Origin of the sequence: Nocardioides sp. Soil777 (assembly GCF_001428425.1) — a bacterium.
In the GTDB taxonomy this organism is placed as follows: Bacteria; Actinomycetota; Actinomycetes; order Propionibacteriales; family Nocardioidaceae; genus Nocardioides; species Nocardioides terrigena.
In genome coordinates, this window is the sequence record NZ_LMSN01000016.1 from 381,120 (window position 1) to 405,772 (window position 24,653).

General features: G+C 72.4%; 25 protein-coding genes. 9 read left to right on the forward strand and 16 right to left on the reverse strand.

The window, feature by feature from the left end:
* The first annotated feature begins 2 nt into the window (after positions 1-2).
* Genes ASG88_RS14850 through ASG88_RS14860 form a run of 3 tightly spaced genes read left to right on the forward strand, consistent with a single transcriptional unit; the run spans position 3 to position 2,215 of the window.
* Positions 3-851, forward strand: coding sequence for an NUDIX hydrolase (locus ASG88_RS14850; RefSeq protein ID WP_056888185.1), 849 nt, complete (start codon positions 3-5; stop codon positions 849-851).
* Complete coding sequence (locus ASG88_RS14855; RefSeq protein WP_056888186.1) at positions 848-1,648, forward strand: MBL fold metallo-hydrolase; 801 nt, start codon at positions 848-850, stop codon at positions 1,646-1,648. The genes ASG88_RS14850 and ASG88_RS14855 overlap by 4 nt, the downstream gene beginning before the upstream one ends.
* Positions 1,649-1,687: 39 nt before the next feature.
* Positions 1,688-2,215 (forward strand): TIGR03086 family metal-binding protein, encoded by a 528-nt coding sequence (locus ASG88_RS14860; RefSeq protein WP_056888187.1) that lies wholly within the window; start codon positions 1,688-1,690, stop codon positions 2,213-2,215.
* A 19-nt stretch (positions 2,216-2,234) separates the two neighbouring features.
* Here ASG88_RS14860 and ASG88_RS14865 read toward each other — a convergent pair whose 3' ends face one another.
* From ASG88_RS14865 to ASG88_RS14880, 4 genes are all read right to left on the reverse strand, one after another.
* Positions 2,235-3,539: a PD40 domain-containing protein gene (locus ASG88_RS14865; protein WP_056888188.1), complete on the reverse strand. Its 1,305-nt coding sequence runs from the start codon at positions 3,537-3,539 to the stop codon at positions 2,235-2,237.
* On the reverse strand, positions 3,536-4,042 hold the full coding sequence (locus ASG88_RS14870; RefSeq protein WP_056888189.1) for a SigE family RNA polymerase sigma factor: 507 nt from the start codon (positions 4,040-4,042) through the stop codon (positions 3,536-3,538). Before ASG88_RS14870 ends, ASG88_RS14865 begins: the two co-directional genes overlap by 4 nt.
* 67 nt (positions 4,043-4,109) lie before the next feature.
* Entirely contained in the window at positions 4,110-5,135 is a 1,026-nt protein-coding gene (locus ASG88_RS14875) for an aminotransferase class V-fold PLP-dependent enzyme (RefSeq protein ID WP_235534865.1), read from the reverse strand.
* Between the two features lie 16 nt (positions 5,136-5,151).
* Positions 5,152-5,829 (reverse strand): Crp/Fnr family transcriptional regulator, encoded by a 678-nt coding sequence (locus ASG88_RS14880; protein WP_056888191.1) that lies wholly within the window; start codon positions 5,827-5,829, stop codon positions 5,152-5,154.
* 177 nt (positions 5,830-6,006) lie between these two features.
* Here ASG88_RS14880 and nth point away from each other — a divergent pair, with 177 nt between their 5' ends.
* From nth to ASG88_RS14900, 4 genes are read left to right on the forward strand one after another with little or no spacing between them, the layout of a single operon-like run.
* Positions 6,007-6,735: an endonuclease III gene (gene nth / locus ASG88_RS14885; RefSeq protein ID WP_056888192.1), complete on the forward strand. Its 729-nt coding sequence runs from the start codon at positions 6,007-6,009 to the stop codon at positions 6,733-6,735.
* Entirely contained in the window at positions 6,732-7,253 is a 522-nt protein-coding gene (locus tag ASG88_RS14890; protein ID WP_056888193.1) for a TlpA family protein disulfide reductase, read from the forward strand. The genes nth and ASG88_RS14890 overlap by 4 nt, the downstream gene beginning before the upstream one ends.
* Positions 7,250-7,981 (forward strand): NUDIX hydrolase, encoded by a 732-nt coding sequence (locus ASG88_RS14895; protein WP_235534866.1) that lies wholly within the window; start codon positions 7,250-7,252, stop codon positions 7,979-7,981. The genes ASG88_RS14890 and ASG88_RS14895 overlap by 4 nt, the downstream gene beginning before the upstream one ends.
* Positions 7,982-7,983: 2 nt before the next feature.
* A complete protein-coding gene (locus ASG88_RS14900; protein WP_056888194.1) occupies positions 7,984-9,162 on the forward strand; it encodes a MarP family serine protease in 1,179 nt (392 codons plus the stop codon).
* Between the two features lie 4 nt (positions 9,163-9,166).
* Here ASG88_RS14900 and ASG88_RS14905 read toward each other — a convergent pair whose 3' ends face one another.
* Entirely contained in the window at positions 9,167-9,610 is a 444-nt protein-coding gene (locus tag ASG88_RS14905; protein ID WP_056888195.1) for a phage holin family protein, read from the reverse strand.
* A gap of 171 nt (positions 9,611-9,781) precedes the next feature.
* Here ASG88_RS14905 and nhaA point away from each other — a divergent pair, with 171 nt between their 5' ends.
* The gene (gene nhaA, locus ASG88_RS14910) at positions 9,782-11,182 is read left to right on the forward strand and encodes a Na+/H+ antiporter NhaA (protein WP_082600477.1); all 1,401 of its coding nucleotides are present in this window, start codon (positions 9,782-9,784) and stop codon (positions 11,180-11,182) included.
* Positions 11,183-11,473: 291 nt separating this feature from the next.
* On the opposite strand, the gene acs is transcribed toward nhaA, so the two are convergent.
* The 10 genes from acs to ASG88_RS14960 form a co-directional block, all read right to left on the reverse strand.
* Entirely contained in the window at positions 11,474-13,465 is a 1,992-nt protein-coding gene (gene acs, locus ASG88_RS14915) for an acetate--CoA ligase (protein WP_056888196.1), read from the reverse strand.
* A gap of 175 nt (positions 13,466-13,640) precedes the next feature.
* A complete protein-coding gene (locus ASG88_RS14920) occupies positions 13,641-15,248 on the reverse strand; it encodes a cation acetate symporter (RefSeq protein ID WP_056888197.1) in 1,608 nt (535 codons plus the stop codon).
* Positions 15,245-15,613: a DUF485 domain-containing protein gene (locus ASG88_RS14925; protein ID WP_200956457.1), complete on the reverse strand. Its 369-nt coding sequence runs from the start codon at positions 15,611-15,613 to the stop codon at positions 15,245-15,247. Before ASG88_RS14925 ends, ASG88_RS14920 begins: the two co-directional genes overlap by 4 nt.
* 231 nt (positions 15,614-15,844) lie before the next feature.
* Entirely contained in the window at positions 15,845-17,392 is a 1,548-nt protein-coding gene (locus ASG88_RS14930; RefSeq protein WP_082600479.1) for a flotillin family protein, read from the reverse strand.
* Between the two features lie 45 nt (positions 17,393-17,437).
* The gene (locus ASG88_RS14935; RefSeq protein ID WP_056888199.1) at positions 17,438-17,938 is read right to left on the reverse strand and encodes an NfeD family protein; all 501 of its coding nucleotides are present in this window, start codon (positions 17,936-17,938) and stop codon (positions 17,438-17,440) included.
* Between the two features lie 122 nt (positions 17,939-18,060).
* Positions 18,061-19,560: a cation acetate symporter gene (locus ASG88_RS14940; protein WP_056888200.1), complete on the reverse strand. Its 1,500-nt coding sequence runs from the start codon at positions 19,558-19,560 to the stop codon at positions 18,061-18,063.
* Positions 19,561-19,570: 10 nt separating this feature from the next.
* Positions 19,571-19,957, reverse strand: a complete 387-nt coding sequence (locus ASG88_RS14945; protein ID WP_056888201.1) for a hypothetical protein — start codon at positions 19,955-19,957, stop codon at positions 19,571-19,573.
* Positions 19,954-20,673, reverse strand: coding sequence for a LytR/AlgR family response regulator transcription factor (locus tag ASG88_RS14950; protein ID WP_056888202.1), 720 nt, complete (start codon positions 20,671-20,673; stop codon positions 19,954-19,956). Before ASG88_RS14950 ends, ASG88_RS14945 begins: the two co-directional genes overlap by 4 nt.
* Before the next feature lie 21 nt (positions 20,674-20,694).
* Entirely contained in the window at positions 20,695-21,831 is a 1,137-nt protein-coding gene (locus ASG88_RS14955) for a sensor histidine kinase (protein ID WP_056888203.1), read from the reverse strand.
* 29 nt (positions 21,832-21,860) lie between these two features.
* A complete protein-coding gene (locus ASG88_RS14960; RefSeq protein WP_056888204.1) occupies positions 21,861-22,715 on the reverse strand; it encodes a class I SAM-dependent methyltransferase in 855 nt (284 codons plus the stop codon).
* A gap of 28 nt (positions 22,716-22,743) precedes the next feature.
* On the opposite strand from ASG88_RS14960, the gene ASG88_RS14965 reads away from it, so the two are divergent.
* Entirely contained in the window at positions 22,744-23,472 is a 729-nt protein-coding gene (locus tag ASG88_RS14965) for a hypothetical protein (RefSeq protein ID WP_056888205.1), read from the forward strand.
* Positions 23,473-23,727: 255 nt separating this feature from the next.
* Here ASG88_RS14965 and ASG88_RS14970 read toward each other — a convergent pair whose 3' ends face one another.
* A complete protein-coding gene (locus ASG88_RS14970; RefSeq protein WP_157559751.1) occupies positions 23,728-24,525 on the reverse strand; it encodes an HAD family hydrolase in 798 nt (265 codons plus the stop codon).
* Positions 24,526-24,653: the final 128 nt, after the last annotated feature.

Here is a 24,653-nt window from a genome sequence, read left to right on the forward strand (position 1 = left end):
CCTTGGACCGGCTGCCGCTGCCGCAGGCTCTCGTCGATCAGGCCCGGGCCTTCGAGACCGGCGAGGCCGTGCCCGCCGAGCCGCGCCACGCGGCGACGGTGGTGCTGCTGCGCGAGGGGCACGTCGGCCCCGAGGTCTACCTGCTGCGCCGCCAGACCTCGATGGCCTTCGCCGGCGGGATGTGCGTCTTCCCCGGCGGAGGGGTCGACCCGCGCGACCACGACGCGAGCGTCGCCTGGGCGGGGCCGTCGCCCGCCGAGTGGGCCGAGCGGCTCGCCTGCGACGAGTCGCTGGCCCGGGCCCTGGTGTGCGCGGCAGTGCGCGAGACCTTCGAGGAGTCCGGCGTGCTCCTCGCCGGCCCGTCGGACGACTCGGTCGTGTCCGACACGACCGGCGACGACTGGGAGGCCGACCGGGTCGCGCTGGAGACGCGCGAGCTGTCGATGACCGACTTCCTGCTCCGCCGAGGGCTCGTCCTGCGCACCGACCTGCTCGGCGCGTGGGCGGGGTGGCTGACGCCGATCTTCGAGCCCCGGCGCTACGAGACGTGGTTCTTCGTCGCCGTGCTGCCCGAGGGGCAGGTGACCCGCGACGTGTCGACCGAGGCGTCCTCGGTGCACTGGACGCCGGCGATCTCGGCCGTCGAGTCGGTCGAGGCACGCGAGATCCTGATGCTGCCCCCGACCTACCTGACCTGCCTGGACATGGCGCAGCACCCGACCCCGGCCGAGGTGCTCGCCGCGTCGGCCGGTCGGCGGGTCGAGATGTTCACCCCCGCGGTCGTGTCGTCGGGGGAGGACTTCGTGCTGTCGATGCCGGAGCGCTACCGGCCGCTGGTGGCCGGGCGGTGAGCTGGACCGGGGGGTCCTTCGGGACGTCGGCGACCTGCGTGCTCGCGCCCAACGCGGACGTCATGACGCTCGACGGCACCAACACCTGGGTGCTCTCCTCGGGCGGACGCTCGCTCGTCGTCGACCCGGGACCGGAGATCGAGGCGCACCTCGACGAGGTCTCGGCCACCGGCCAGGACGTCGTCAGCGTGCTGCTGACGCACCACCACGCGGACCACTCCGAGGCGGCCCGGACCTTCGCCGAGCGGCACCGCTGCGGCGTACGCGCCCTCGACCCGGCGTACCGCCTCGGGTCGGAGGGCCTCGGCGACGGTGACGTGGTCACCGTCGGGGACCTCGAGGTGCACGTCGTGGCGACCCCCGGGCACACGGCCGACTCGCTGTCGTTCGTCGTGCCGTCGGAGTCGGCCGTGCTGACCGGCGACACGGTCCTGGGCCGCGGCACCACGGTCGTCGCGCACCCCGACGGCGAGCTCGGCGCCTACCTCGACTCGCTCGACCGCCTGCACGCGCTGTGCTCGGAGCAGGGCATCACGTCCGTCTGGCCCGGGCACGGGCCGGTCATCGACGATGCACTGGGCGCGCTCGACTTCTACCTCGCGCACCGCCGCGAGCGCCTCGGGCAGGTGCGCGACGCCCTGCGCGACCTGCACGCGATCGCCCGGGAGGGCGGGTCGTTCCCGCACGAGGGCCTGCCGCGCTCGATCGTCGAGATCGTCTACGCCGACGTGGACCCGGTGCTCTGGGGGGCCGCCGAGCTGTCGGTGCGCGCCCAGCTGGCCTACCTGTCGCGCTGACCCTCGACGCGGCCCGGTCATCGTCCTAGCGTGGCGGGCATGACCCACGACGCCGTCACCACCCTCTCCGCGGCCCTCGACCAGGCCGGCGAGCTGCTGGCCGTCGTGCAGACCGACCACCTCGACCTGCCGACGCCCTGCGACGGCTGGACGGTCCGCGACCTCGGCAACCACCTGGCCGCCTCACCGGGCCGCTTCCTGGCGATGGCGCACGGGGAGTCGGTCGACTGGAACGCGCCGTCCGACATCCCTCCGAGCCGGTGGGCCGTGCAGTTCCGTGCGGACGCCGCCGCGCTGCTCGCGCACTGGGAGTCGCAGCCCGACGACCGGGCCGGCGGTGCCGACTTCACCACGGCCGAGCTCGCCGTGCACGCCTGGGACCTCGCGCAGGCGGTCGATCCCGGGCGCGCGCTGGACCCGGTGGTGGCCGAGCGGGCGCTGGCCGCGATGCGCCAGGGGCTGACGCCCGAGAACCGTGTCGGGGTCTTCGCCCCGGAGGTGGAGGTCGCCGACGACGCGTCGGTCCACGACCGGCTGGCCGCCTGGGCGGGCCGCGACCCGCGCTGAGGCGCCCGGGCGTCGCGTGTCAGCCGAGGCGTCGGGTACGCCGCCACAGCACGTACGCCGTCAGCAGCAGCGCTGCGAGGAGCAGCCCACCGCCGACCATGAGGCCCGAGCGGGTCTCGGCCGACATCGGCCAGTCGGGCCCGCCGAAGTCGTGCGTGAGGTCCTGTGTCGACGACGCGTCCGGGTCGGGGAGCAGGTCCACGGCCACGGTGAGTGACGAGGCGGCCACCGGGTCGACCGTGCCGATGTCGCTGCGCCAGGTGCTTGTCGCCTCGACCTCGGGGGTCGTGACCACGAGCTCGGAGGCGAGGTCCTCCTCGGACGTGACGAGCAGCAGCTGCAGCCTGTCGTCGAGCCAGCCGACCGGTCTGCTGGTCGAGGCGTCGAAGGTGTCGGCCGGGAAGGCGTGGCGCCACTGCTTCCCGGTGGCGACCTGCACGGTCGACGACTCCTGGGCGGGGACGCGCGTCTCCAGGGCCAGCACGTCGCCGCTGGGTGAGAAGTGCCCGGGGAAGCCGTCGGTCCTGGGCAGCAACCGCGGGTCACGAGTGTCGGCGTCCAGCAGCAGTCCGCCGGACTGCGTGCCGAGCGCAAGGCTGCCGTCCTCGGCAACAGCGACGCCGACGAGACCGCGCTGACTGGGGTTCGCAGGGGTTTCGGTGAGTGTGTCGGCGACCTCGACGACTCCGAAGACTGCTCCTCCACCGGAACCTCGCGACCCCGCCAAGTCACCCAGCCACGCAATCCGTGTGCCGTCCGGGGACCAGGAGGCCGCACTCGGGCGAAGCCCGGCGCCGAGGACGAGCCGAGTCGTCTGGACCTGACCGGTCGCCGTTGTCAGGACGCTGAGTGCCGGATCGAGGCTCTGCCGGCCGGTGGCGCTCAACCAGGCGAGTCGTTGGCCGGACGGCGAGACTGCGAGGACCGAGTCGTCCTGCCACCCCGGGAGGTCGAGCACGCGGTAGCGGCCGTCGGTGGCACCGACCACCACGGGCAGGTCGTTGCCGGAGACGAAGGCCACCGAGACCGGCCCGACCACGAGGTCGCTGTCGGTCGGCTCGGTGACGTGGTCCGGCACGTCCTCGATCGCCACCGGGACGGCCCCCTCGGGCACGACGTCGCCGGCCGGCCCGACCCGCACGGGGGGCCCGGTGACGAGTGTCGCCAGCCCGCCGACGAGGAGCACCATGACGAGCACCAACCCGGCGCTGACGATCCGGTCGCGCCGCCGCAACCGTCGCCCGTGGTGCCAGAGCTCCGGGTGAGGGGTGGGCCGGGGGGCGTCGTGCGAGAGCTCCTCGAGGGCGTCGTGCAGCCGGCTCATGACTCCACCCCCACGAGATCGGCCAGCTCGGGTGCCAACACTCGCAGCCGGCCGAGGGCCTGGCGGGTCGACGACTTCACGGTGCCGACCGACACCCCGAGCACGGCGGCCGCCTGCACCTCGGTGAGGTCCTCGAAGTAGCGCAGCACCAGCACCGCGCGCTGCTTGGGCGTCAGTCGCGCGAGGGCCTCGGTGACGGACAACCGCAGGTCGGAGTCGGCGGCCGGCTGCGCGGCGTCGTACCCGCTCAGCGCCGTCTCCGAGAAGCGGCGCTTGCGCCACAGTGAGATGTGCTGGTGGTGCATCGTGCGGCGGGCGTAGGCCTCGGGTGAGGTCGAGATGCGCTCCCAGTGCCGCGCGACCTGCATGAGTGCGTGCTGCACGAGGTCCTCCGCGAGGTGGTGGTCGCCGGTGAGCAGCCAGGCGGTGCGCAGCAACGACCCGCTTCGTGCGGCGACGAATTCGTCGAACGCGGCACGGTCCCGGTCGTCCCTGCTCCTCATGGCCCCCCCTTCATGCAGTACGACGCGCGCGTCCCGCCCCGCGGGGGTCACCCTCGCGAAGAAATCTTCAGGCGAGGGCGCGCAGCGCGGCCTCGACGTCGGCGTCGGCGTTGTAGAGGTGGAAGGACAGCCGCAGCCGGCCGGCCCGGACGGCGGCCCGGATGCCGGCTGCGGCGAGTCGCTCGGGGACGTCGGGAGGACAGGGCACCGACACGATCGCCGAGTCCCCGGAGGGCAGGCCCAGGCCCTCGCGGAAGGCGTCGGCGAGCGCCAGGTCGTGGGCGTGGATGCGGTCGATCCCCACCTCGAGCAGGAGGTCGAGCGCCGGGGCGTGGCCGACCCAGCAGCCCCAGGCCGGCGAGAGGTCGAAGCGGCCGGCGTCCTCGGCCAGCCGCAGCGGCGGCCCGTAGATGGAGTCCCACCGCGACCCGCCGGCGTACCAGCCCGCCGCCAGCGTGGGCACCGCGTCGCGCAGGTCGGCCCCGACGGCGAAGAAGCAGGTGCCGCGCGGCCCGAGCAACCACTTGTAGCCGCCGGCCACGACGTAGTCGGCCACGAGGCCCTCGAGCGGGAGCCACCCTGCGGCCTGGGTGACGTCCACGAGCGTACGGGCACCGTGCCGCGCGGCCGTCTCGGCGAGCCCGGCGAGGTCGAGGACCCGACCGTCGGAAGACTGCACGGCCGAGACGGCGACCAGGTCGACCTCGTCGGTGACCTCGTCGAGCAGGCGGTCCAGCGGCACGGTGCGTACGTCGAGCCCGGGCGTGCGCAGGAAGGGGAACAGCACCGAGGTGAAGTCCTCCTCGGCGGCGAGCACGACCGATCCGGGTGGGAGACCGGCGGCGACGAGCCCGACGAACTGGGAGGTCTGGCTGCCCGTCGCCACGTCGTCCGGGGACCGGCCGACCATCGCGGCGAACGCGGCGCGACCGCGCTCGACGTACGCGTCGACGGACACGGCGTCCACCTCGCCGGCGGCCCGGGCGTCCTCGAACGCGCGCATGGCCTCGACGCTGCGCCGTGGGGCGAGCCCGAGCGTGGCCGAGTTGAGGAAGACCCCCGCAGGAGCGAACTCCTCGGGGGCCAGGCTCACGAGCGGTGGGATGTGACTACCGGGCGCGGCGCGAGAGGCGCTCGACGTCCATGATCACGACCGAGCGGGGCTCGAGCCGCAGCCAGCCGCGCGAGGCGAAGTCGGCCAGCGCCTTGTTGACCGTCTCGCGGGAGGCGCCGACCAGCTGGGCGAGCTCCTCCTGGGTGAGGTCGTGGTGCACGTGGACGCCGTCGTCGGCGGTGCGGCCGAAGCGGTCCGCGAGGTCGAGCAGCGCCTTGGCGACACGGCCGGGCACGTCGGAGAACACGAGGTCGGCGACGACGTCGTTGGACTTGCGCAGGCGGGCGGCGAGCTGCGACAGCAGGCCGCGGGCCACGATCGGGCGACCGTCGAGCCAGCGCAGCAGGTCCTCGTGGGACAGCGAGGCGAAGGTCGCGTCGGTGACCGCGGTGACGGTGGCCGAGCGCGGACCCGGGTCGAAGAGGGAGAGCTCGCCGAACATCTGGCCGGGGCCCATGATCGCGAGGAGGTTCTCCCGGCCGTCGGAGGACGAGCGGCCGAGCTTCACCTTGCCGTCGAGGACGACGTAGAGCTTGTCGCCGGAGTCGCCCTCGTGGAAGAGCACATCGCCGCGGCGCAGCTTGGTCTCGGCCATCGAGCCGCGCAGCGCGGTCGCCGCCTCGTCGTCGAGCGCGCTGAACAGCGGTGCCTGACGAAGTACGTCGTTGTCCACGAAGGTCCCTCCCGTGGTTACGGCCGCCCCGTGGGCCGCCCTGGTGATTGCGCCTGATCCTAGCCGTGGTCCGGATCACAGGTGGCAACCACGCCACGCGCTGGCGTGATCAACCCGTGATCTGCGCCTCCACCTCACCCGGGAGGGGGTGTCGGAGGTGGGCCGTAGGCTGTCCGCGTGCCTGCCCGCGCGTCGACCGCTGCCCCTGCTCCCCGGCCCGACACGGCCCTGGTGCGGCGCGCGCGCAAGGTCGACCGGGTCCTGGCCGAGACCTATCCCGACGCCCGGTGCGAGCTCGACTTCGACACCCCGTTCGAGCTGCTGGTCGTCACGGTGCTCAGCGCGCAGACGACCGACCGCCGGGTCAACGCCGTCCGGCCCACCCTGTTCGCCGCCTACCCCGACGCGACCGCGATGGCGGCGGCCCCGCGCGAGCACCTCGAGCAGATCGTCGGCCCGCTCGGCTTCTTCCGGGCCAAGACCGACGCGCTGCTCAAGCTCAGCCAGGCCCTCGTCGAGCGTCACGACGGGGAGGTGCCGGGTCGTCTCGACGACCTGGTGACCCTGCCGGGCGTGGGCCGCAAGACCGCCAACGTCGTGCTCGGCAACGCCTTCGACGTCCCCGGCATCACCGTCGACACCCACTTCGGCCGGCTCGTCCGTCGGTTCGGCTGGACCGAGGAGACCGACCCGGTCAAGGTCGAGCACGCCGTCGCGGCACTTTTCCCCAAGCGCGACTGGACAATGCTGTCCCACCACGTCATCTGGCACGGCCGTCGCCGCTGCCACGCCAAGAAGCCCGCCTGCGGCGCCTGCCCGCTCGCCCGCATCTGCCCCTCCTTCGGGACCGGGCCGATCGACGCCGACGAGGCCGAGAAGCTCGTCAAGACCCAGGGGCCTGCGTGATCCGCACGACCGCCCGCACCGCCGCCGCCCTCGCGACCGTCCTGGCCCTGTCGCTGGGCGCCTGCTCGGCCGACGAGCCCGAGCGCCCCACGACGATGCCCGACGTCACGCTGGCCGGCTTCGACGGCGGCGAGGCCGTGGACCTCGGCGAGCTGCGGGGGCCGGCGCTGGTCAACCTGTGGGCGTCGTGGTGCGGTCCGTGCCGCGAGGAGATGCCCCTCCTGGAGGAGTTCCACCAGCAGCACGGCGACGAGGTGTCGGTGCTCGGCATCGACTACCAGGACGCCCAGCCCGCCAAGGCTGCCGAGCTGGTCGCCCAGACCGGCGTCACCTACCAGCTCGTGACCGACCCCGACGGTGAGGTCAGCGGGCAGGGCGCGTTCGCCAACCTGCGGGGGCTGCCCTTCTGGGCGCTGGTGGACGCCGACGGCACGGTCACCCACCTCAAGGCCGGCGAGGTCGACACCGTGGACGAGATCGTGGCCCTGGCCGAGCAGCACCTCGGGGTGACCCTGTGAGCGGTGTGGACGCGATGGTCGGACGCGACGACCTCCCCGGCTGGCTGCGACCCGTGGTCGACGCGTGCGCCGAGATCACCGTCCACGAGCTGACCCGCTTCATGCCGCCCGAGGGCAACGACGCCCGGCGCGGGGCCGTCCTGATGCTCTTCGCCGACACCGACGCCGACGGTGAGGGCGAGATCCTCCTGACCGAGCGCGCCCACCACATGCGCTCGCACCCCGGGCAGGTCTCCTTCCCCGGCGGCACGATCGACCCGGGAGAGACCCCGATCGAGGCCGCGCTGCGCGAGGCCGAGGAGGAGATCGCCCTCGACCCCACGTCCATCGAGGTCTTCGGCGAGCTGCCCGAGCTGTGGCTGCCGCCGAGCAACTTCGCGGTCACCCCCGTCCTCGGCTGGTGGCGGGAGAGGGGCGAGGTGGGCATCGCGAGCCCGGACGAGGTCCACGAGATCCACCACGTGCCGATCAGCGAGCTGCTCGACCCGACCCACCGCATCACCGTGCGCCACCCCAGCGGCTGGCTCGGCCCCGGCTTCCTCATCGGGCCCGGCCGCGACGTCATCCTGTGGGGCTTCACCGCCGGGATCATCGCCCGGCTCTTCGACTTCCTCGAGTGGACGACGCCCTGGGACGCGGAGCGGGTGCGTGACCTCCCGGCGTACATGTTGCAGGGTGATCCCACGCCGGGCCAGGACATCCGGGCCAACACCAGACTCGGGGAGTGAGCATGAACGTCCTCGACTGGTGCCTCGTCGCACTGGTGGGCATCTACGCCCTCTCCGGCTACTGGCAGGGCTTCGTCACCGGGGCGTTCGCGACCGCCGGGCTGCTGCTCGGCGGCCTGTTCGGCGTGTGGCTCGCCCCGATCGCGCTCGGTGACGCCGACCCGTCCCTGTGGGTCTCGCTGGGGGCGCTGTTCATCGTCATCCTGGCGGCCTCGCTGGGGCAGGCGCTCTTCCAGTACGTCGGCGCGCGGATCCGGGCGCGGATCCGCTGGCAGCCGATCCGCGCGGTGGACGCGGTCGGCGGTGCCGCCCTGAGCGCCGTCGCGGTCCTCATCGTCGCCTGGGCACTGGGCGTCGCGGTGTCGGGCTCCCGGATCGGGGCGATCACCCCCACCGTGCGCGACTCGACGGTGCTCGCGAAGGTCGACTCCATGCTGCCCGGCCAGGCGACCGGGGTGCTCCAGGCCTTCAACAACGTGGTGGGCACGACGTTCTTCCCGCGCTACCTCGAGCCCTTCGCCCCCGAGCGGATCGTGGAGGTGAAGGCCGGTCCCCAGCGGCTGCTCACCGACCCCGACGTGGTCGACGCGCAGAGCAGCGTGCTGAAGGTCCGCGGCACCAACGCCTGCGGCAGCGGCCTCGAGGGCACCGGCTTCCTCTACTCCGACGGCCGCCTCATGACCAACGCCCACGTCGTCGCCGGCGTGCGTCAGCCCGAGGTCGAGCTCGGCGACGGCACCAGCGTCACCGCGACCGTCGTGCACTACGACCCCGACATCGACGTGGCCGTGCTGGCCCTCGACGACGGCGACCTGCCGACCCTGGTCTTCGACCGCGACGCCGGCCCGCAGGACGGCGTGGCCATCGTGGGCTACCCGCAGGACGGCCCGTACGACGTCCAGGCCGGGCGGATCCGCTCCGTGCAACGGCTGCGCTCACCCGACATCTACGGCGAGGGCACCGTCATCCGCGAGGTGTTCTCGTTGCGCGGGCTGGTCCGGGCCGGCAACTCCGGCGGCCCGATCGTCTCCTCGGGCGGCGACGTCGTGGGCCTGGTGTTCGCCGCGTCGGTCACCGACCGCGACACGGGCTACGCGCTGACGGCCGACCAGGTCGCCGAGTCCGCCGCGCGTGGGCTCACGGCCCAGGAGGCCGTGGGCACCGGGGCCTGCACGACCTGAGCGGTCAGGCCTTCGCGCGGGGCTTGGCCACAGTGTCGACCCGGCCGGCGTCCGTCCTGCCCTTGAGGGCGGCGGGGATCTCCCGGCCCTGGCTGATGGCGCGCTCGGGGGCCTTGACCTGCTTGACCTGCCGCACCCCGATGTAGGCGAGCAGAGCGGCGATCAGCACGTAGACGCCGAAGACGATGAGGAAGCACCACGCCAGGTCGAGCCCGGTCATGTTGATGAAGTAGGCGATCGCGACCGACAACATGATGATCGCCAGCACGCCGATGAAGGCGGCGCCGGCGAACAGGCCGATGCCGGTGCCACCGTGCTTGAAGCTGACCTTGAGCTCGGACTTGGCCAGCTCGATCTCCTTGGAGATCAGCGTGGAGATGTCGCGGCTGGCGTCGACGACGAGGCCGCCGATCGTGGGATCGGTGTCCTTGACCGGGGTGGTGGCCATGTGTGGTCCTTCGCAGAGTACGACGCGGATCTGACGCTCGTGACCCTATACGAGGGCGCCCGTCGCCTCCCGCCCCGATAGGATCATGTGTGGTGTGCCGGGAAGTCTGGTCGGCCCGCGACCCAGCAGGGCGCGGAGTGACCTGACAGCGACCCCGAAAGCGTGTGCCGCATGCCGAGCGACATCCCCCGCCACCCCGATGCAGACCGGGACGCCTCCGACGTCTCGGAGGACGAGGTCTGGGCGACCGGCCCGTCGTACCTCGCGAGCAACAAGCCGCTCGCCCGCCTCGTCGCCCGGCCGGTGCGTGAGTTCCTGCGCATCGAGGCGTCGGGCTCGATCCTGCTGCTCCTCGCCGCCGCGGCGGCGCTGATCTGGGCCAACAGCCCGTGGGCGTCGTCGTACGACGCGTTCTGGCACACCGTCGTCGGCATCGACCTCGGCGGCTTCCGGGTCGAGGAGACCCTCCAGCACTGGGTCAACGACGCCCTCATGGTCATCTTCTTCTTCGTGGTCGGGCTCGAGATCAAGTACGAGCTCGTCACCGGCGGCCTGCGCGACCCCAAGACGGCGGCGCTGCCCATCGTGGCCGCGATCGGCGGCATGCTCGTCCCGGCCGGGCTCTACCTGCTCATCGCGGGCGGCGGCGCCGGCCGCGACGGCTGGGGCATCCCGATGGCCACCGACATCGCCTTCGCCGTCGGCGTGCTCGGCCTGCTCGGACGGCGGATCCCGTCGGCGGCCCGACTGTTCCTGCTGACGCTGGCGATCGTCGACGACATCGGCGCGATCATCGTGATCGCCGCGTTCTACACCGACGACCTGCACCTGGAGTGGCTCGCGCTCGCGCTCGTCCTGCTGGGCGTGATGATCGCGCTGCGGATGCTGCGCGTGTGGTCGCTGTGGGTGTACGCGGTGCTGGGCTTCCTCGTGTGGTTCGCGATGCTCGAGTCGGGCGTCCACGCCACGCTGGCCGGTGTCGCCATCGGCCTGATCACCCCCGCGACGGCCCTCCTCCGCGAGGACGTCGCCCGCTCCTACGCCCAGCGGGCGCTCCAGGACCGCCACCTCGACCCGGAGGAGCTGAGCCGGTTGCGCTTCCTGCTCAACGAGTCGGTGCCGGTGGTGGAGCGGCTCCAGACCGCGCTGCACCCGCTGTCGTCGTACGTCGTGCTGCCGATCTTCGCGCTGGCCAATGCCGGGGTGGCGCTCGGAGGCGGCGCGCTCGGCGACGCGCTGACCTCGGCGGTCGGGCTCGGCATCGTGGTCGGCCTCGTGGTGGGCAAGCCGCTGGGCATCCTGCTGGCCTGCGTCATCGCCGTACGCCTCGGGCTCGGGCGGCTGCCGGACCACACCACGTGGCCGATGGTCATCGGGCTCGGCTCGGTGGCCGGCATCGGCTTCACCGTCTCGATCTTCATCGCCGGCCTGTCGTTCCCCGGCTCCGACGTGCTGACCGGCGAGGCCAAGGTCGGGATCCTGGTCGCCTCGCTCGTGGCCGCGGTGATCGGCACGGTCCTGCTGCTCGCCGCGACCCGGGGGCGTGAGCCGGAGCCCGCGGACGCCGACTGAGACCGACTGAGGTCATCCCCGGGTCCCTGTTGGGGTAGTACCGGACCTTTGGGTGGCGACACGCCGATGGCGGCCACCCGAACGTCCGGTACTACCCCAACAAGGCGGGTCGAGACTGAGACCCTCCCCGGGGTAGTCCGTGACGAAGGGACCCCGGAATCCGAGGATCGGGGGTCCGACCGTCACGGACTACCCAGCGTGGGCCGGGCTTAGTTGGGGACGATCTCGTAGGTCGACCGGCGAGATCGCCTACGAGAACGTCCCCAACTTCCGAGCCGCGAGCCCGGAGGGTCAGTCGTCCGCGGACGCGCCTTCCTTGCCCTTGATCAGCTCCATCACGGTCGAGTCGGCGAGCGTCGTCACGTCGCCCACCTCGCGGTGCTCGGCGACGTCCTTGAGGAGGCGGCGCATGATCTTGCCCGAGCGGGTCTTGGGCAGCTCGGGGACGATCATGATCTGGCGTGGCTTGGCGATCGCGCCGATCTCCTTCTGGACGTGCTTGCGCAGCTCCTCGATGAGGTCGTCGGGGGCGGCGCCGTCGTCGTCGAGCGCCGACTCGCGCAGGATCACGAACGCGCACACCGCCTGGCCGGTCATCTCGTCCGCCGCTCCCACGACGGCCGCCTCGGCGACCTTCGGGTGCGACACGAGCGCCGACTCGATCTCGGTGGTCGAGAGCCGGTGGCCCGAGACGTTCATGACGTCGTCGACGCGGCCGAGCAGCCAGATGTCGCCGTCGTCGTCCTTCTTGGCGCCGTCGCCGGCGAAGTACAGGCCCTGCCAGCGCGACCAGTAGGTGTCCTTGAAGCGCTGGTCGTCGCCCCACAGGGTGCGCAGCATCGCGGGCCACGGCTCCTTGATGACCAGGTAGCCGCCGGAGCCGTCGGGCACCGACTCGGCCTCGTCGTTGACGACGTCGACCGAGATGCCGGGCAGCGCCCGCGTCGCGGAGCCGGGCTTGCCCGCGGTGACGCCGGGCAGCGGGCTGATCATGATCTGGCCGGTCTCGGTCTGCCACCAGGTGTCGACGATGGGCGTCTTGTCGGCCCCGATGTGCTTGCGGTACCAGATGTAGGCCTCGGGGTTGATGGACTCACCCACCGAGCCGAGCAGGCGGATCGAGGACAGGTCGTGCTTGGCGGGGATGTCGTCGCCCCACTTCATGAACGTCCGGATCGCGGTGGGCGCGGTGTAGAAGATCGTCACCCCGTACTTCTCGATGATCTCCCACCAGCGGCCCTTGTGCGGGGAGTCGGGCGTGCCCTCGTACATCACCTGCGTGGCGCCGTTGGCGAGCGGCCCGTAGACCATGTAGCTGTGCCCGGTCACCCAGCCGACGTCGGCGGTGCACCAGTAGACGTCGGTCTCGGGCTTGAGGTCGAAGACCGACCAGTGCGTGTACGACGTCCCGGTGAGGTAGCCGCCCGTCGTGTGCAGGATGCCCTTGGGCTTGCCCGTGGTGCCGGACGTGTACATCACGTAGAGCGGGTGCTCGCTGTCGTGCATCTCCGGCTCGTGGTCGGGGGAGGCGCCGTCGACGACGTCGTGCCACCACACGTCGCGGCTCTCGTCCCAGTCGACGTCCTGGCCCGTACGACGCACCACGACGACCGAGCGCACCTCCTGGCCCTGCTCCGCGGCCTTGGTGACGGCCTCGTCCACGGCCGGCTTGAGGGCGCTCGGGGCGCCCCGGCGGTAACCGCCGTCGGACGTGATGATGACCTCGGCCTGGCAGTCGGCGACCCGGGTGGCCAGCGCGTCGGCGGAGAAGCCCCCGAAGACGACCGTGTGCGGGGCACCGAGGCGGGCGCAGGCCAGCATCGCGATCGCGACCTCGGGGATCATCGGCATGTAGATCGCGACCCGGTCGCCCTTCTTCACGCCGAGCTCGGTGAGGGCGTTGGCGGCGCGGGAGACCTGGTCCTTGAGGTCGGCGTACGTCAGGTCCCGGGTGTCGTCCTCCGGCTCGCCCACCCAGTGGATGGCGACCTTGTCGCCGCGCCCGGCGTCGACGTGCCGATCGACGCAGTTGACGGCGGCGTTGATGGTGCCGCCGACGAACCACTTCGCGAAGGGGGCGTTGGACCAGTCGAGGACCTGGTCCCACTTCTGGCCCCAGTCGAGCCGCTCGGCCGCCTCGGCCCAGAAGGCCTCGCGGTCGGACGAGGCGCGGTCGTAGGCCTCCTCCTTCACGTTGGCGTCGGCCGCGAGGTCGGCCGGGGGCTCGAAGCGGCGGTCTTCGGTGGCGAGGTTGGCGAGGGCGTCGGACTTCTGCTCGGTCATCGTGGCTCCGTCTTGTCGGATCGGTGGTGTCGAGGTGCGGCGGCGACGTGCGCCGCCGGACGGCCGGTCCCGAACCTACTCGGCGAAGGTCGGCCGGTCGATGGTCCGACGCCCGGGCCGGCCCGGCGCTGGGTGCAGCGCTGGTGTGGGCCGGTCCGGGCGTCGGGTGGGTCGATCAGTGGTGGACGGCACCCTCGGCGCCGGCGCCGGTGAGAGCGCGGACCTCGAGCTCGGTGAAGCGGTCCTCCGCACTCGGCTCGCGGGCCGAGATGGTGCCGATGAAGCCGAGCAGGAAGCCCAGCGGGATCGACACGATGCCCGGGTTGTTGAGCGGGAAGATCGCCCAGTCGGAGTCCGGGAACATCGAGGTGGGTGCTCCCGACATGACCGGCGACAGCAGCACCAGGCCCACGGCGGAGATGAGGCCGCCGTAGATGCTCCACGTGGCGCCGCGGGTGTTGAAGCGCCGCCAGAACATGTTGTAGATGATCGCCGGCAGGTTGGCCGACGCCGCCACCGCGAAGGCCAGGGCCACGAGGAAGGCGATGTTGAGGCGCTGGGCCGGGATCGACAGCACGATGGCCACCGCCCCGATCCCGAAGGCCGCGATCCGGGCGACCCGGACCTCGTCCTGCTCGCTGACCGGCTTGTCCTTCTTGATGACTCCCTTGTAGAGGTCGTGCGCCACCGAGGAGGACGAGGCGAGCGTCAGGCCGGCCACCACGGCGAGGATGGTGGCGAAGGCCACCGCCGCGATGAGGGCGAGCAGCACGGCGCCACCGGTGGAGCCCTCTCCACCGCCGACGGCCTCGGCCAGCAGCGGCGAGGCGAGGTTCTGGTTGCCACCCGTCGCGGGGTCGAGCACGTCACGGTCGAGCAGGGCCGCGGCACCGAAGCCGAGGACCAGCGTCATCAGGTAGAACGCGCCGATCAGGCCGATCGCCCACAGCACCGACTTGCGCGCATCGCGCGCCGTCGGGACGGTGTAGAAGCGGATCAGGATGTGCGGCAGGCCGGCGGTGCCCAGGACGAGGGCCAGGCCGAGCGACAGGAAGTCGATCTGCGAGGTCAGCGTGCTGCCGTACTGCAGGCCGGGCTGGAGGAAGGCGTCGCCCTGGCCGGAGTTCTCGGCAGCGGCGCCGAGCAGCGAGGACAGGTTGAAGTTGAACTCCGCGAGCACCAGCACCACGATCAGCGCCGAGCCGAGCATGAGCAGCACGGCCTTGGTGATCTGGACGTACGTCGTGCCCTTCATGCCGCCCACGACGACGTAGAAGATCATGAGCACGCCGACGCCGATGATGGTGATGTTCTTGATCGCCTGGCTGTCGACGCCCAGCAGCAGCGCCACCAGGGTGCCGGCGCCGACCATCTGGGCGAGCAGGTAGAAGATCGAGACCACGACCGTGGAGATCGAGGCCGCGGTGCGGACCTTGCGCTGGTTCATCCGGAAGGCCAGCTGGTCGGCCATCGTGTAGCGCCCGGCGTTGCGCAGCATCTCGGCGACGAGGAGCAGCGCCACGAGCCAGGCGACGAGGAAGCCGATGGAGTAGAGGAAGCCGTCGTAGCCGTAGATCGCGATCGCCCCGGAGATGCCGAGGAACGACGCGGCCGACATGTAGTCGCCGCCGATCGCGAGGCCGTTCTGGAAGCCGGAGAAGGACCGGCCGCCCGAGTAGAAGTCGGCGGCGGTCTTGGTCTGGCGGCTCGCCCAGAACGTGATGCCGATGGTCAGGGCGACGACCGAGAGGAAGAGGAAGGTGGTGAGGAACTGGTCGCTCATGCCTGGCCTCGCTTCGCGTCGGTGCCGGCCTGGTCGCGGTAGGCCTGCTCGAGGTTGCGGGCCAGCGGGTCGAGCTTGGCGTTGGAGAAGCGGCTGTACATCCAGGCCAGGCCGAAGGTGGTCACGAACTGCAGCAGCCCGAAGATCAGGGCCACGTTGATGTTGCCGAAGACCTTGATGGCCATGAAGTCGCCCGCCCAGTTCGACATGACGACGTACAGCAGGTACCAGGCGAGGAACGCTGCCGTGGCGGGGATGACGAAGCCGCGATAGCGGCGGCGGAGCTCGGTGAACTCGGACGACTCGTGCAGTCGGTCGTAGACCGGGTCGTGGCGCGCGGCCTGTTCGTGGGTCTCGGATGTCACGGTGATTCCTTCCACGCGGGGGTCACCGATGTGTGACCGCCGTCACGGTCGCACCCTTGCGGCGTGCCCGGGGAGGGGGTCGCAGCCGTACGTCGGCGGGCGGGGTCAGCGCGTCGCCGAGCGGTCGGATGCGTACGACGAGCGGTCGACGCGGCGCCCCCGGCCGGCGGGCGGCGAGGGCGCCAGGTCACCGCGGTCCCACCGGGGTGGAGCCGTGGAACAGGCAGAAGGTCAGACCGACGAGGCCTGCGCGTGACCGTCGCGAGCCGTGCCGTCGAGCGCGTTGCCGTCGCCGGACGTGCCGGTGGCGTTCCCGACGGATTTCTTGATCAGCGCCTCGAGGTCGAGACCGGTGGACGTCTTGAGCATGTTGAGGGTCTGCACGACGTTGTCGTTGACCTGGCGCGGCAGGGCGCCGGCGCCGTCGGAGGAGATCACGGTCAGCTGGTCGATGGCGGCCATCGGCGAGGCGACCTCGCGGGCGATCTGGGGGAGGACCTCGATCAGCATCTGCAGGACGGCGGCGTCGTTGTAGTGCGCGAACGCGTCGGCGCGCTTGTCCATCGCCTCGGCCTCGGCCTGCCCGACCGCCAGGGTCGCGGCCGCGGTGGCCTCGCCCTCGGCGCGCGTCGCGTCGGCCTCCGCCGTACGCCGGGCCTTCTCGGCCTCACCACGGCGCGCCCCCTCGATGGCCTCGGCCTCGGCGAGCGCCGTACGACGGGACTTCTCGGCCTCACCGCTGAGGCGGGCCTCCTCGGCCTTGGCCTGCGCGGCGGCGATGGTGGCGGCCTTGCGTGCCTCGGCGGCGGCGATCTCGGCCGAGCGCTGGGCCTCGGCCTCCTGCTCGACCTTGTAGCGGGCGGCGTCGGCCGGCTTGCGGACCTCGGTCTCGAGGTTGCGCTCGGTCAGCGCGGCCTGGCGGACGGCGACCTTCTCCTGCTCGAGCAGGATCGCCTGGTCGCGGTCGGCCTGGGCCAGCGGTCCCGAGGCGGCGGCGGTCGCGGAGGCCGCGTCGGTCTCGGCCTTGATCTCGGCCTGCTTGAGGGCGAGGGTCCGGGTGGAGATGGCGATCTCCTGCTCGGCTGCGATCCGGGCCTGCTCGGCGGCCTGCCGGGCGTTGGCCTCGGCGATGGACGCGGCCTGCTGGATGCGCGCTGCCTCGGGGCGGCCCAGGTCGGCGAGGTAGGTGCCGTCGTCGGTGACGTCCTGGATCTGGAAGGTGTCGAGGATGAGCCCCTGGCCGGTCAGGGAGTTCTCGGACTCGTCCGCCACGCGCTGGGCGAACGCCGCGCGGTCGCGGATGATCTGCTCGACCGTCAGGCCGCCGACGATGGAGCGCAGGGCCCCGGCGAGCACCTCCTGCGTGAAGGCCTCGACCTCCTCCTGCTGGCTGAGGAACCGCTGGGCGGCGAGCCGGATCTGGTCGGCGTTGCCGCCGACCTTGACGATGGCCACGCCCTCCACGTTGAGCTTGATGCCCTGGCCGGAGACCGCGCCGCGGATCTGCACCGAGATGCGCCGCGAGGAGAGGTCGAGCGTGCCGAGCTTCTGGACGAACGGGATGACGAACACGCCGCCACCGAGGATGACCTTCTGTCCCGAGAGGTCGTGGCTCAGCGCGCCGGTCTCGGGGTTGAGCACCGCCTTGCCCTTGCGTCCGGTGACGATGTACGCCTGGTTGGGCCCGGCCACCTTGTAGCGGCTCGTGACGAGCAGCAGCAGCAGGACGACGAGGACGACGAGGCCACCGACGGCGACGAGGGGGCTGGACAGTTCCACGGGGTTTCTCCTGGGCGTGTGGTGGGTGTGCGGGTGGTGGGTCGGTCAGGCGATCTCGGGCCACACCGGGGCGACGGTGACCGAGGTGGGGGACAGCACGCTGGTGACGTGCACCGGCGTCCCGGGCTCGATGGGGTGCTCGGCGCGGGCGTTGAGCCGCATGGTGTGGCCGCCGACGAGGATGTCGACGACGCCGAGACCGTCCGCGGGGATCTGGGTGATGACGCGACCGTCGCGGCCGATGGTGTCGTCCGTGGTGGGGGTGGAGTCGCTGCTGCCGTCGCTCAGCAACCGGGTCAGCCACCAGGCGAACCACGCGAAGGCGGAGCCGGTGACCAGGCCGACCGGGATCGCGAGTGCCGTACCGACCGCTCCCTGGACGGCGGCCGCCCCGAAGCCGGTGGCGGCGACGAAGGCGCCGACCACGGCACTGGAGAAGGCGTCCCCACCAAGGGCGTCGAGGGCGCCGTCGAAGAGGTCGCCGACGACGAGCGAGACCAGGAGCAGGCCGAGTCCGACCAGCCCGATCACCATGAACGTCGTCATGCATCTCCCCCGTGCCGCGCGCCCGTCTCCCCCGACGGGGCGCCCAGCATGCCAGACGTCGGGGTCCGGTGTGCGGGATGTCGAGGACTCCGGGCAGGTCCGCCCGGCCGGGGTGGTGCACCTCAGCGCTGCAGGTCCACGGCCTCCGGGGTGTGCAGCCGCACCATGAAGCGGCCGGCGTGGGCGGGGATCCGGGCGCGGGTGAGGCGGCTGACGACCACCATCGTGGCCATCGAGGCCGGGACGCTCCACGCGGCCGGCTGGCCCAGCAGCACCGCCGCCCACCCGGTTGTCGCGTTGGTGAGCAGGGTCCACCCGACGGCGCAGCCCGACCCGATGCCACCGACCAGCAGGCCGGCCACCGCGCCGGCCGCGGTGAGCCCGCGCCACCAGATGCCGAGCAGCAGCAGCGGGCAGAAGGTCGAGGCGGCCACCGCGAAGGCCAGCCCGACGGTCCGGGCCACCCCGACGTCGGGGGCCGCGATAGCCACGGCGCACGGCACGACGACCGCAACGACCCCGGCGGCCCGGAAGGCGGTGATCCCGCTGAGCCGCTTGCTCGCGACGTCCTGGCTGAGCACCCCGGCGACCGCGATGGTCAGGCCCGAGCTGGTGGACAGGAACGCCGCGAAGGCGCCGGCCGTCACCATGCCGGTGAGCAGCTCGCCGCCGAGCCCCGGGACCATCAGCCGCGGCAGCTCGAGCACCAAGGTGTCGGAGGCGCCGACCGCCCGGTCGGACGCGTAGAGCCGCCCCAGCGCGCCGTACACGGGGGGCAGCAGGTAGAAGACGCCGAGGAGGCCGAGGACCACGAGCGTCGTACGCCGCGCCGCGCGGCCGTCGGGGTTGGTGTAGAAGCGCACGACCACGTGCGGCAGGCCCATGGTGCCGAGGAACGTCGCGATGATCAGCGAGTAGGTGACGTAGAGGCCCTGCGCGCCGCCGTCCCCCAGCGGCAACGACCAGAAGGCGTCGCCGGGGGCGGCCGCGTCGGCGGGGTTGGGGGCGCCGTCGCCGACCCAGACGGCAAGCAGCACGCAGGCGGGGATGAGCAGGGCGGTCAGCTTGAGCCAGTACTGGAAGGCCTGCACGAAGGTGATGGACCGCATGCCGCCGGAGGTGACGTTGATGAGCACGACGGCCGCGACGATCACGGCGCCGAGCCAGGTCGGCGCGCCGATGGTTGCCGCGAGCGTGATGCCCGCGCCCTGGAACTGGGGGAGCAGGTAGAGCCATCCGATGCCGACGACCAGCGCCGAGCACAGCGACCGCACCCGCCGCGAGCCCAGTCTCGCCTCGGCGAAGTCCGGCAGCGTGTAGGCCCCGGAGCGGCGCAGCGGCGCGGCCACCAGCACGAGCAGCACGAGGTAGCCGGCGGTCCAGCCGACGGGGTACCAGAGCATGTCGGCGCCGAAGACGAGCACCAGGCCGGCGACGCCGAGGAAGGACGCGGCCGAGAGGTACTCGCCGCCGATCGCGCTCGCGTTGAGGCCGGGGCGCACCGTGCGGGACGCCACGAAGAAGTCGCTGGTGGTGCGGGAGAACCGCAGCCCCCACGTGCCGATCGCCAGCGTCGCCACCGTAACGAGGACGACCGCGACGATCCCGGGGACGCTGGTCACGCCGCCCTCCTCACGGGCTCTCCGGGTCGTCGACCAGGTCGATGAAGTCGCGCTCGTTGGCCTCGGCCCGGCGCACGTAGATCCAGCCCAGGGCGAGCAGCCAGGGGTAGACCAGCACGCCGAGCAGCAGCCACGGGACCGGCACGCCGGCCACCCGCACCTCGCTGAGGTGCGGGAAGAGGTGGAAGACCAGCGGGAGCACCCCGACCGTGAGCCCCAGCGCCACGAGCACCCCGGCCGCCAGCCGCAGCTGCTCGCCGAGCAGCGAGCTCATGTAGACGGCGCCGAGCTCGGTGTCGGCGTCGATCTCGCGCGACGCCGTCGGTCGTACGCCGCTCGCCCGGCGCCGCGGGGGGCCGGTGACCCGGACCCGGGCCGGCCTCCCGGGCTCGCTCACGGGGTCCGCCGGGTGAGCAGCTCGCGCAGCTCGCGGGTGTGCCGCCGGCTGACCGCGAGCTCCTGCCCGGCCACCACCACCGAGACCCGGCCGGCGTCGGTGCGGACCTCCTCGATGTGCGCGAGCGAGACGAGCAGGGAGCGGTGGATGCGCACGAAGCCGGCCGGCGCCCACTCCTCGGCCAGGGTCGACAGCGGGGTGCGGACCAGGTGTGAGCCCTCGCTGGTGTGCAGGCGGGCGTAGTCGCCCTGGGCCTCCACGTGGGTGATGTCGGAGCGCTGCACGAAGCGGGTCACCCCGCCGCGCTCGACGGCGATCTGGGCGTCGCCCGACGGCGCCGGCGCGCCGGCCTCGACCACGCGGCGTACGGCCTCGGCGAGGCGCTCGGCCCGCACCGGCTTGAGGACGTAGTCGACCGCGGCGAGCTCGAACGCCGACACGGCGTGCTCCTCGTGGGCGGTCACGAAGACGATCGGCGGCGGCGTGCGGAAGCGGGACAGCACCTGGGCCAGGTCGAGCCCGGTGAGGCCGGGCATCTGGATGTCGAGGAACACCGCGTCCACCTCGAGGTCCTGCAGCATCCGCAGCGCCTCGGTGGCGGAGTTGCAGCCGAGCACGCCGGCGACGCGGTCGTCGCGCTCGAGGAGGTAGGTCAGCTCGTCGAGGGCGGGCCGCTCGTCGTCGATCACGAGGATGCGCAGGCCGCTCTGGCTCATGCGCCGCAGCCTAGTGTCGGCTCAGGCGCTGGCGGCCACGCCGGGCGCGAACTTCGGGACCCGCACGGTCACCTTGGTGCCGGCCCCCGGCGCCGTCTCCACGACGAGGCCGTACTCGTCGCCGTACGCGTTGCGCAGCCGGGCGTCGACGTTGCCGAGCCCCACCGAGTCCATCGAGGTGTCGCCGGCGAGCGCGCGGCGTACCCGCTCGGGGTCCTCACCGCTGCCGTCGTCCTCGACCTCGATGACGCACTCCTGGTCGAGGTCGCGGGCCAGGATGCTGAGCCGGCCGACCCCGTCCTCCTTGTCGGCGCTGGCCTCGAGGCCGTGCCGCACGGCGTTCTCGACCAGCGGCTGGATGCAGAGGAAGGGCACGGCGACCGGCAGCACCTCGGGGGCGATGCGCAGGGTGACCTGGAGGCGGTCGCCGAAGCGGGCCTGCTCCAGCAGGAGGTAGCGCTCCACGGAGCGAAGCTCCTCGGCGAGGGTCGTGTACTCGCCGTGGCGGCGGAAGGAGTAGCGGGTGAAGTCGGCGAACTCGAGCAGCAGCTCGCGGGCCCGGTCGGGGTCGGTGCGGACGAAGCTGGCGATGGCGCCGAGCGAGTTGTAGATGAAGTGCGGGCTGATCTGGGCCCGCAGGGCGCGCACCTCGGCCTCCATGAGGCGGGTCCGGGAGGCGTCGAGCTCGGCCAGCTCGAGCTGCCCGGAGACCCACAGGGCCACCTCGTCGGCGGCCCGGATGAGCCCTCCGGTCGCGTACGCCGCCCCGACGACGAGCGCGCCGGCGATCGTCTCCTCGACGACCAGCGGCGCGAGCACCACCTGCCGCACCTCGCACCGCGGGTGCTGGCAGGCGAGGTCGGCCACCCGGGTGCGACCGGTGTCGACGAGGTCGGGCAGGAAGCGCGGCACGTCCTCGACGTGGTGCTGGCCGGATCCGTCCCAGGCCAGCACGCCGCGGGTGTCGGTGAGGGCCGCGGCGGGCGTGCCGAGCAGGGCGCGGAGGTGGCCGAGGCTGCGCTCCGCGCTGTCGGTCGTGAGGCCGGCGCGCAGGGCCGGGCTGGCCAGCGACGCGTTGTGCAGCGCCCGGAAGGTCGCGCGGTCGGCCTGGGAGCCGAGCGCCGTGCGCCGGTGGTCGGACCGTCGCCAGCGCCGCATGCCCCGAGACTAGTGCCGGGGCGCGGCGCTCACCGGAAGTCGATCAGGAGCATGTCGGTGTCGGTGCCGTCGGAGATCAGCGGACCCTCGTGCGACGCGCCGTCACCCGGATCGGTCGTCGGGCCCTCGTCGCGGTCGATGACCTGCGCGCGGAAGCACTCGGTGCGGTAGGCCAGCTGCATGCCGTCGTGGCCGCGGCCGTAGTCGTCGTACAGGGCACGGACCTTGTCGAGGCGGGCCTCGCGGCCGGCTTCGTCGAGGCTGGCGACGTAGGAGCGCGACGCCACGATGTCGACGAGCGTCTCGCGGTTGACGTCCTGCCAGTGCGCGAAGGTCTTGTCCTCGACGGGACCGAAGAGGTCGGAGTCCGCCAGGATCCCGTGCGACGAGGACGTCATCCCCTGCTCGCCCATGGCCTCGACGAGGCGTCGTACCCAGGGGATGCGCTGGTCGAAGAAGTTCCACGCGAGCGCCAGGTGGCCGCCGGGCTTGAGCACGCGGGCGATCTCCGGCAGCGCGACCTCGTGGTCGAACCAGTGGAACGCCTGCCCCGCGACGACCACGTCGACGGAGCGGTCGTTGGCGGGGATCTCCTCCGCACCCGCCACCTTGGCGCTGCAACCGGGCACCTGCGCCTCGAGCAGCGCGAGCATCGCGGCGTCCGGCTCGGTCGCGTAGACGGCGTGACCCTGGGCGACCAGCTCACGGGTGAGCTTGCCGGTGCCCGCCCCCAGCTCGAGGACGACCTTCGCCTCGCCGCCGACGAGCCACGAGACCGCCTCGGCGGGGTACGACGGACGGCCACGGTCGTAGGTCTGGGCCACGGCCCCGAAGGACCCCGACCAGCGCTTCATGTCCTCGGGGGTGGGCTGCTCGTCACTCATCCCCCGCAGGCTACTAGCGTCCTGCTGCGTGACGACCGATCCCTTGGCCTGGCTGGTGGACCTCGAAGGCGTGCCCTCCGGGTACGCCGCGGTCCGTGACGGCATCGACGTGATGCTCCGCGACCGCGGGCTGAGACGCACCTCCCCGGAGATGACCGCCGAGTCGCTCCTGCGCGGCGCGCACGCCTCGGCCGTGCTCGAGGGCTCCTCGACCACCCTGGCGGAGCTGCGTGAGGGCTCCGGCGACCAGGTCGCCGTGGACGCCGTCCGGATGTCGGCCTCGCTGCTGGCCCTGGCGCCCCTGCTCAAGACCGCGCCCCTCCAGGCGATCGCCCGCATCCACAGCGTCGTCGGGTCGGCGGTGCTCGGGCCCGACGAGCTGGGCCGCCCCCGCGACGCGGCCTCCGCCGACCGGCTCCGCGGGGTCGCCGAGCTGCTGCTCGCCGAGACGTCCGCACCGGCGCTGCTCGTCGCTGCCGTCGTGCACGCCGACCTGGCGACGGCCGCGCCCTTCGCCTCCCACAACGGCATCGTGGCGCGGGCCGTCGAGCGGCTCGTGCTCGTCTCGCGGGGCGTGGACGCCAAGTCGCTGGTCGTGCCGGAGGCCGGGCACCTCGCCCTGCGCGCGCAGTACGAGTCCAACCTCGGCGCCTACCGCGACGGAGGTGCGCGTGGGGTGCACGCGTGGGTGCTCTACGCGAGCGAGGCGTACGCCGCGGGCGCCGAGGCGTCGCCGCTGCGGAGGGCCGCGGAGTAGTCCGGACGGGCCATCCCATGCGAACGGCACCCGATCGTGAGATCAGGTGCCGTCGCTGACACGTGACGCTTGGCTACCAAGCGTGCAACATCTAACTGCTGCCCCGGTCATGGCCGGTGACTCGCGCCCTTGTGCGAAGGGTAGATCGCCGCGTGGGTACCAGGCTCACGTGCTGTCTGTGGAGTTGTGTGACTCCGTTGTACGCCGGTCCTGCCGCGCGTTCAAGGGTTGACATCCCACCCGATAGGTGCGGGCTCAGGCCTCGTTGCGACGCTTGCGGGAGTTGACCCAGAGCACGCCCCCGGCGGCCATCGCGCCGCCGACGGCCAGCGCGGCGAGCGTCTGTCGGGCGGGGGGCAGCGGCACCCGGGACCGCAGTGCCACGGGCTTGTCGAAGACCAGCACCGGCCAGCCCTCCGCCATCGCCGCCTTGCGCAGCTCGCGGTCGGGGTTGACGGCGTGGGGGTGGCCGACGGCCCGCAGCATGTGCACGTCGGTCACCGAGTCGCTGTAGGCGTAGCACTCGTCGAGGTCGTAGCCGACCAGCTCGGCGAGGTCCTCGATGGCGCGCGCCTTCTCCTCGGCGTAGGCGTAGTACTCGATGTCCCCGCTGTACTTGCCGTCGACGATCTCCATGCGGGTGGCGACGACCCGGTCCGCGCCCAGCATCTCGCCGATCGGCTCGACGACCTCCGAGCCGCTGGTCGAGACGATGACGACGTCGCGCCCGGCCCGGTGGTGCTCCTCGATCAGGCTGACCGCCTCGTCGTACACGATCGGGTCGACGATGTTGTGGAGCGTGTCGGCGACGATCTCGCGGACCGTCGCCACGTCCCAGCCGGCGCAGAGCGCGGACATGAAGGCCCGCATCTTCTCCATCTGGTCGTGGTCGGCACCGCCGACGAGGTAGACGAACTGCGCGTAGGTGCTGCGCAGCATCGCGCGCCTGCTGATCAGCCCGCCCGCCTGGAAGGGCTTGCTGAAGGCCAACGTGCTCGACTTGGCGATGATCGTCTTGTCGAGGTCGAAGAAGGCCGCGGTGGGGCGGGACATGTCGGCCATCGTAGGGCGGTGACGGCGACCGGGCCGTCTGCCCGGGCCAGCAACCGTCCACCGGCCGTCCGGGCGGCACGCTCCTCCACAGGGTCGCCGCTGGTCCCGGCGCGGTGTCGGTCACCGCG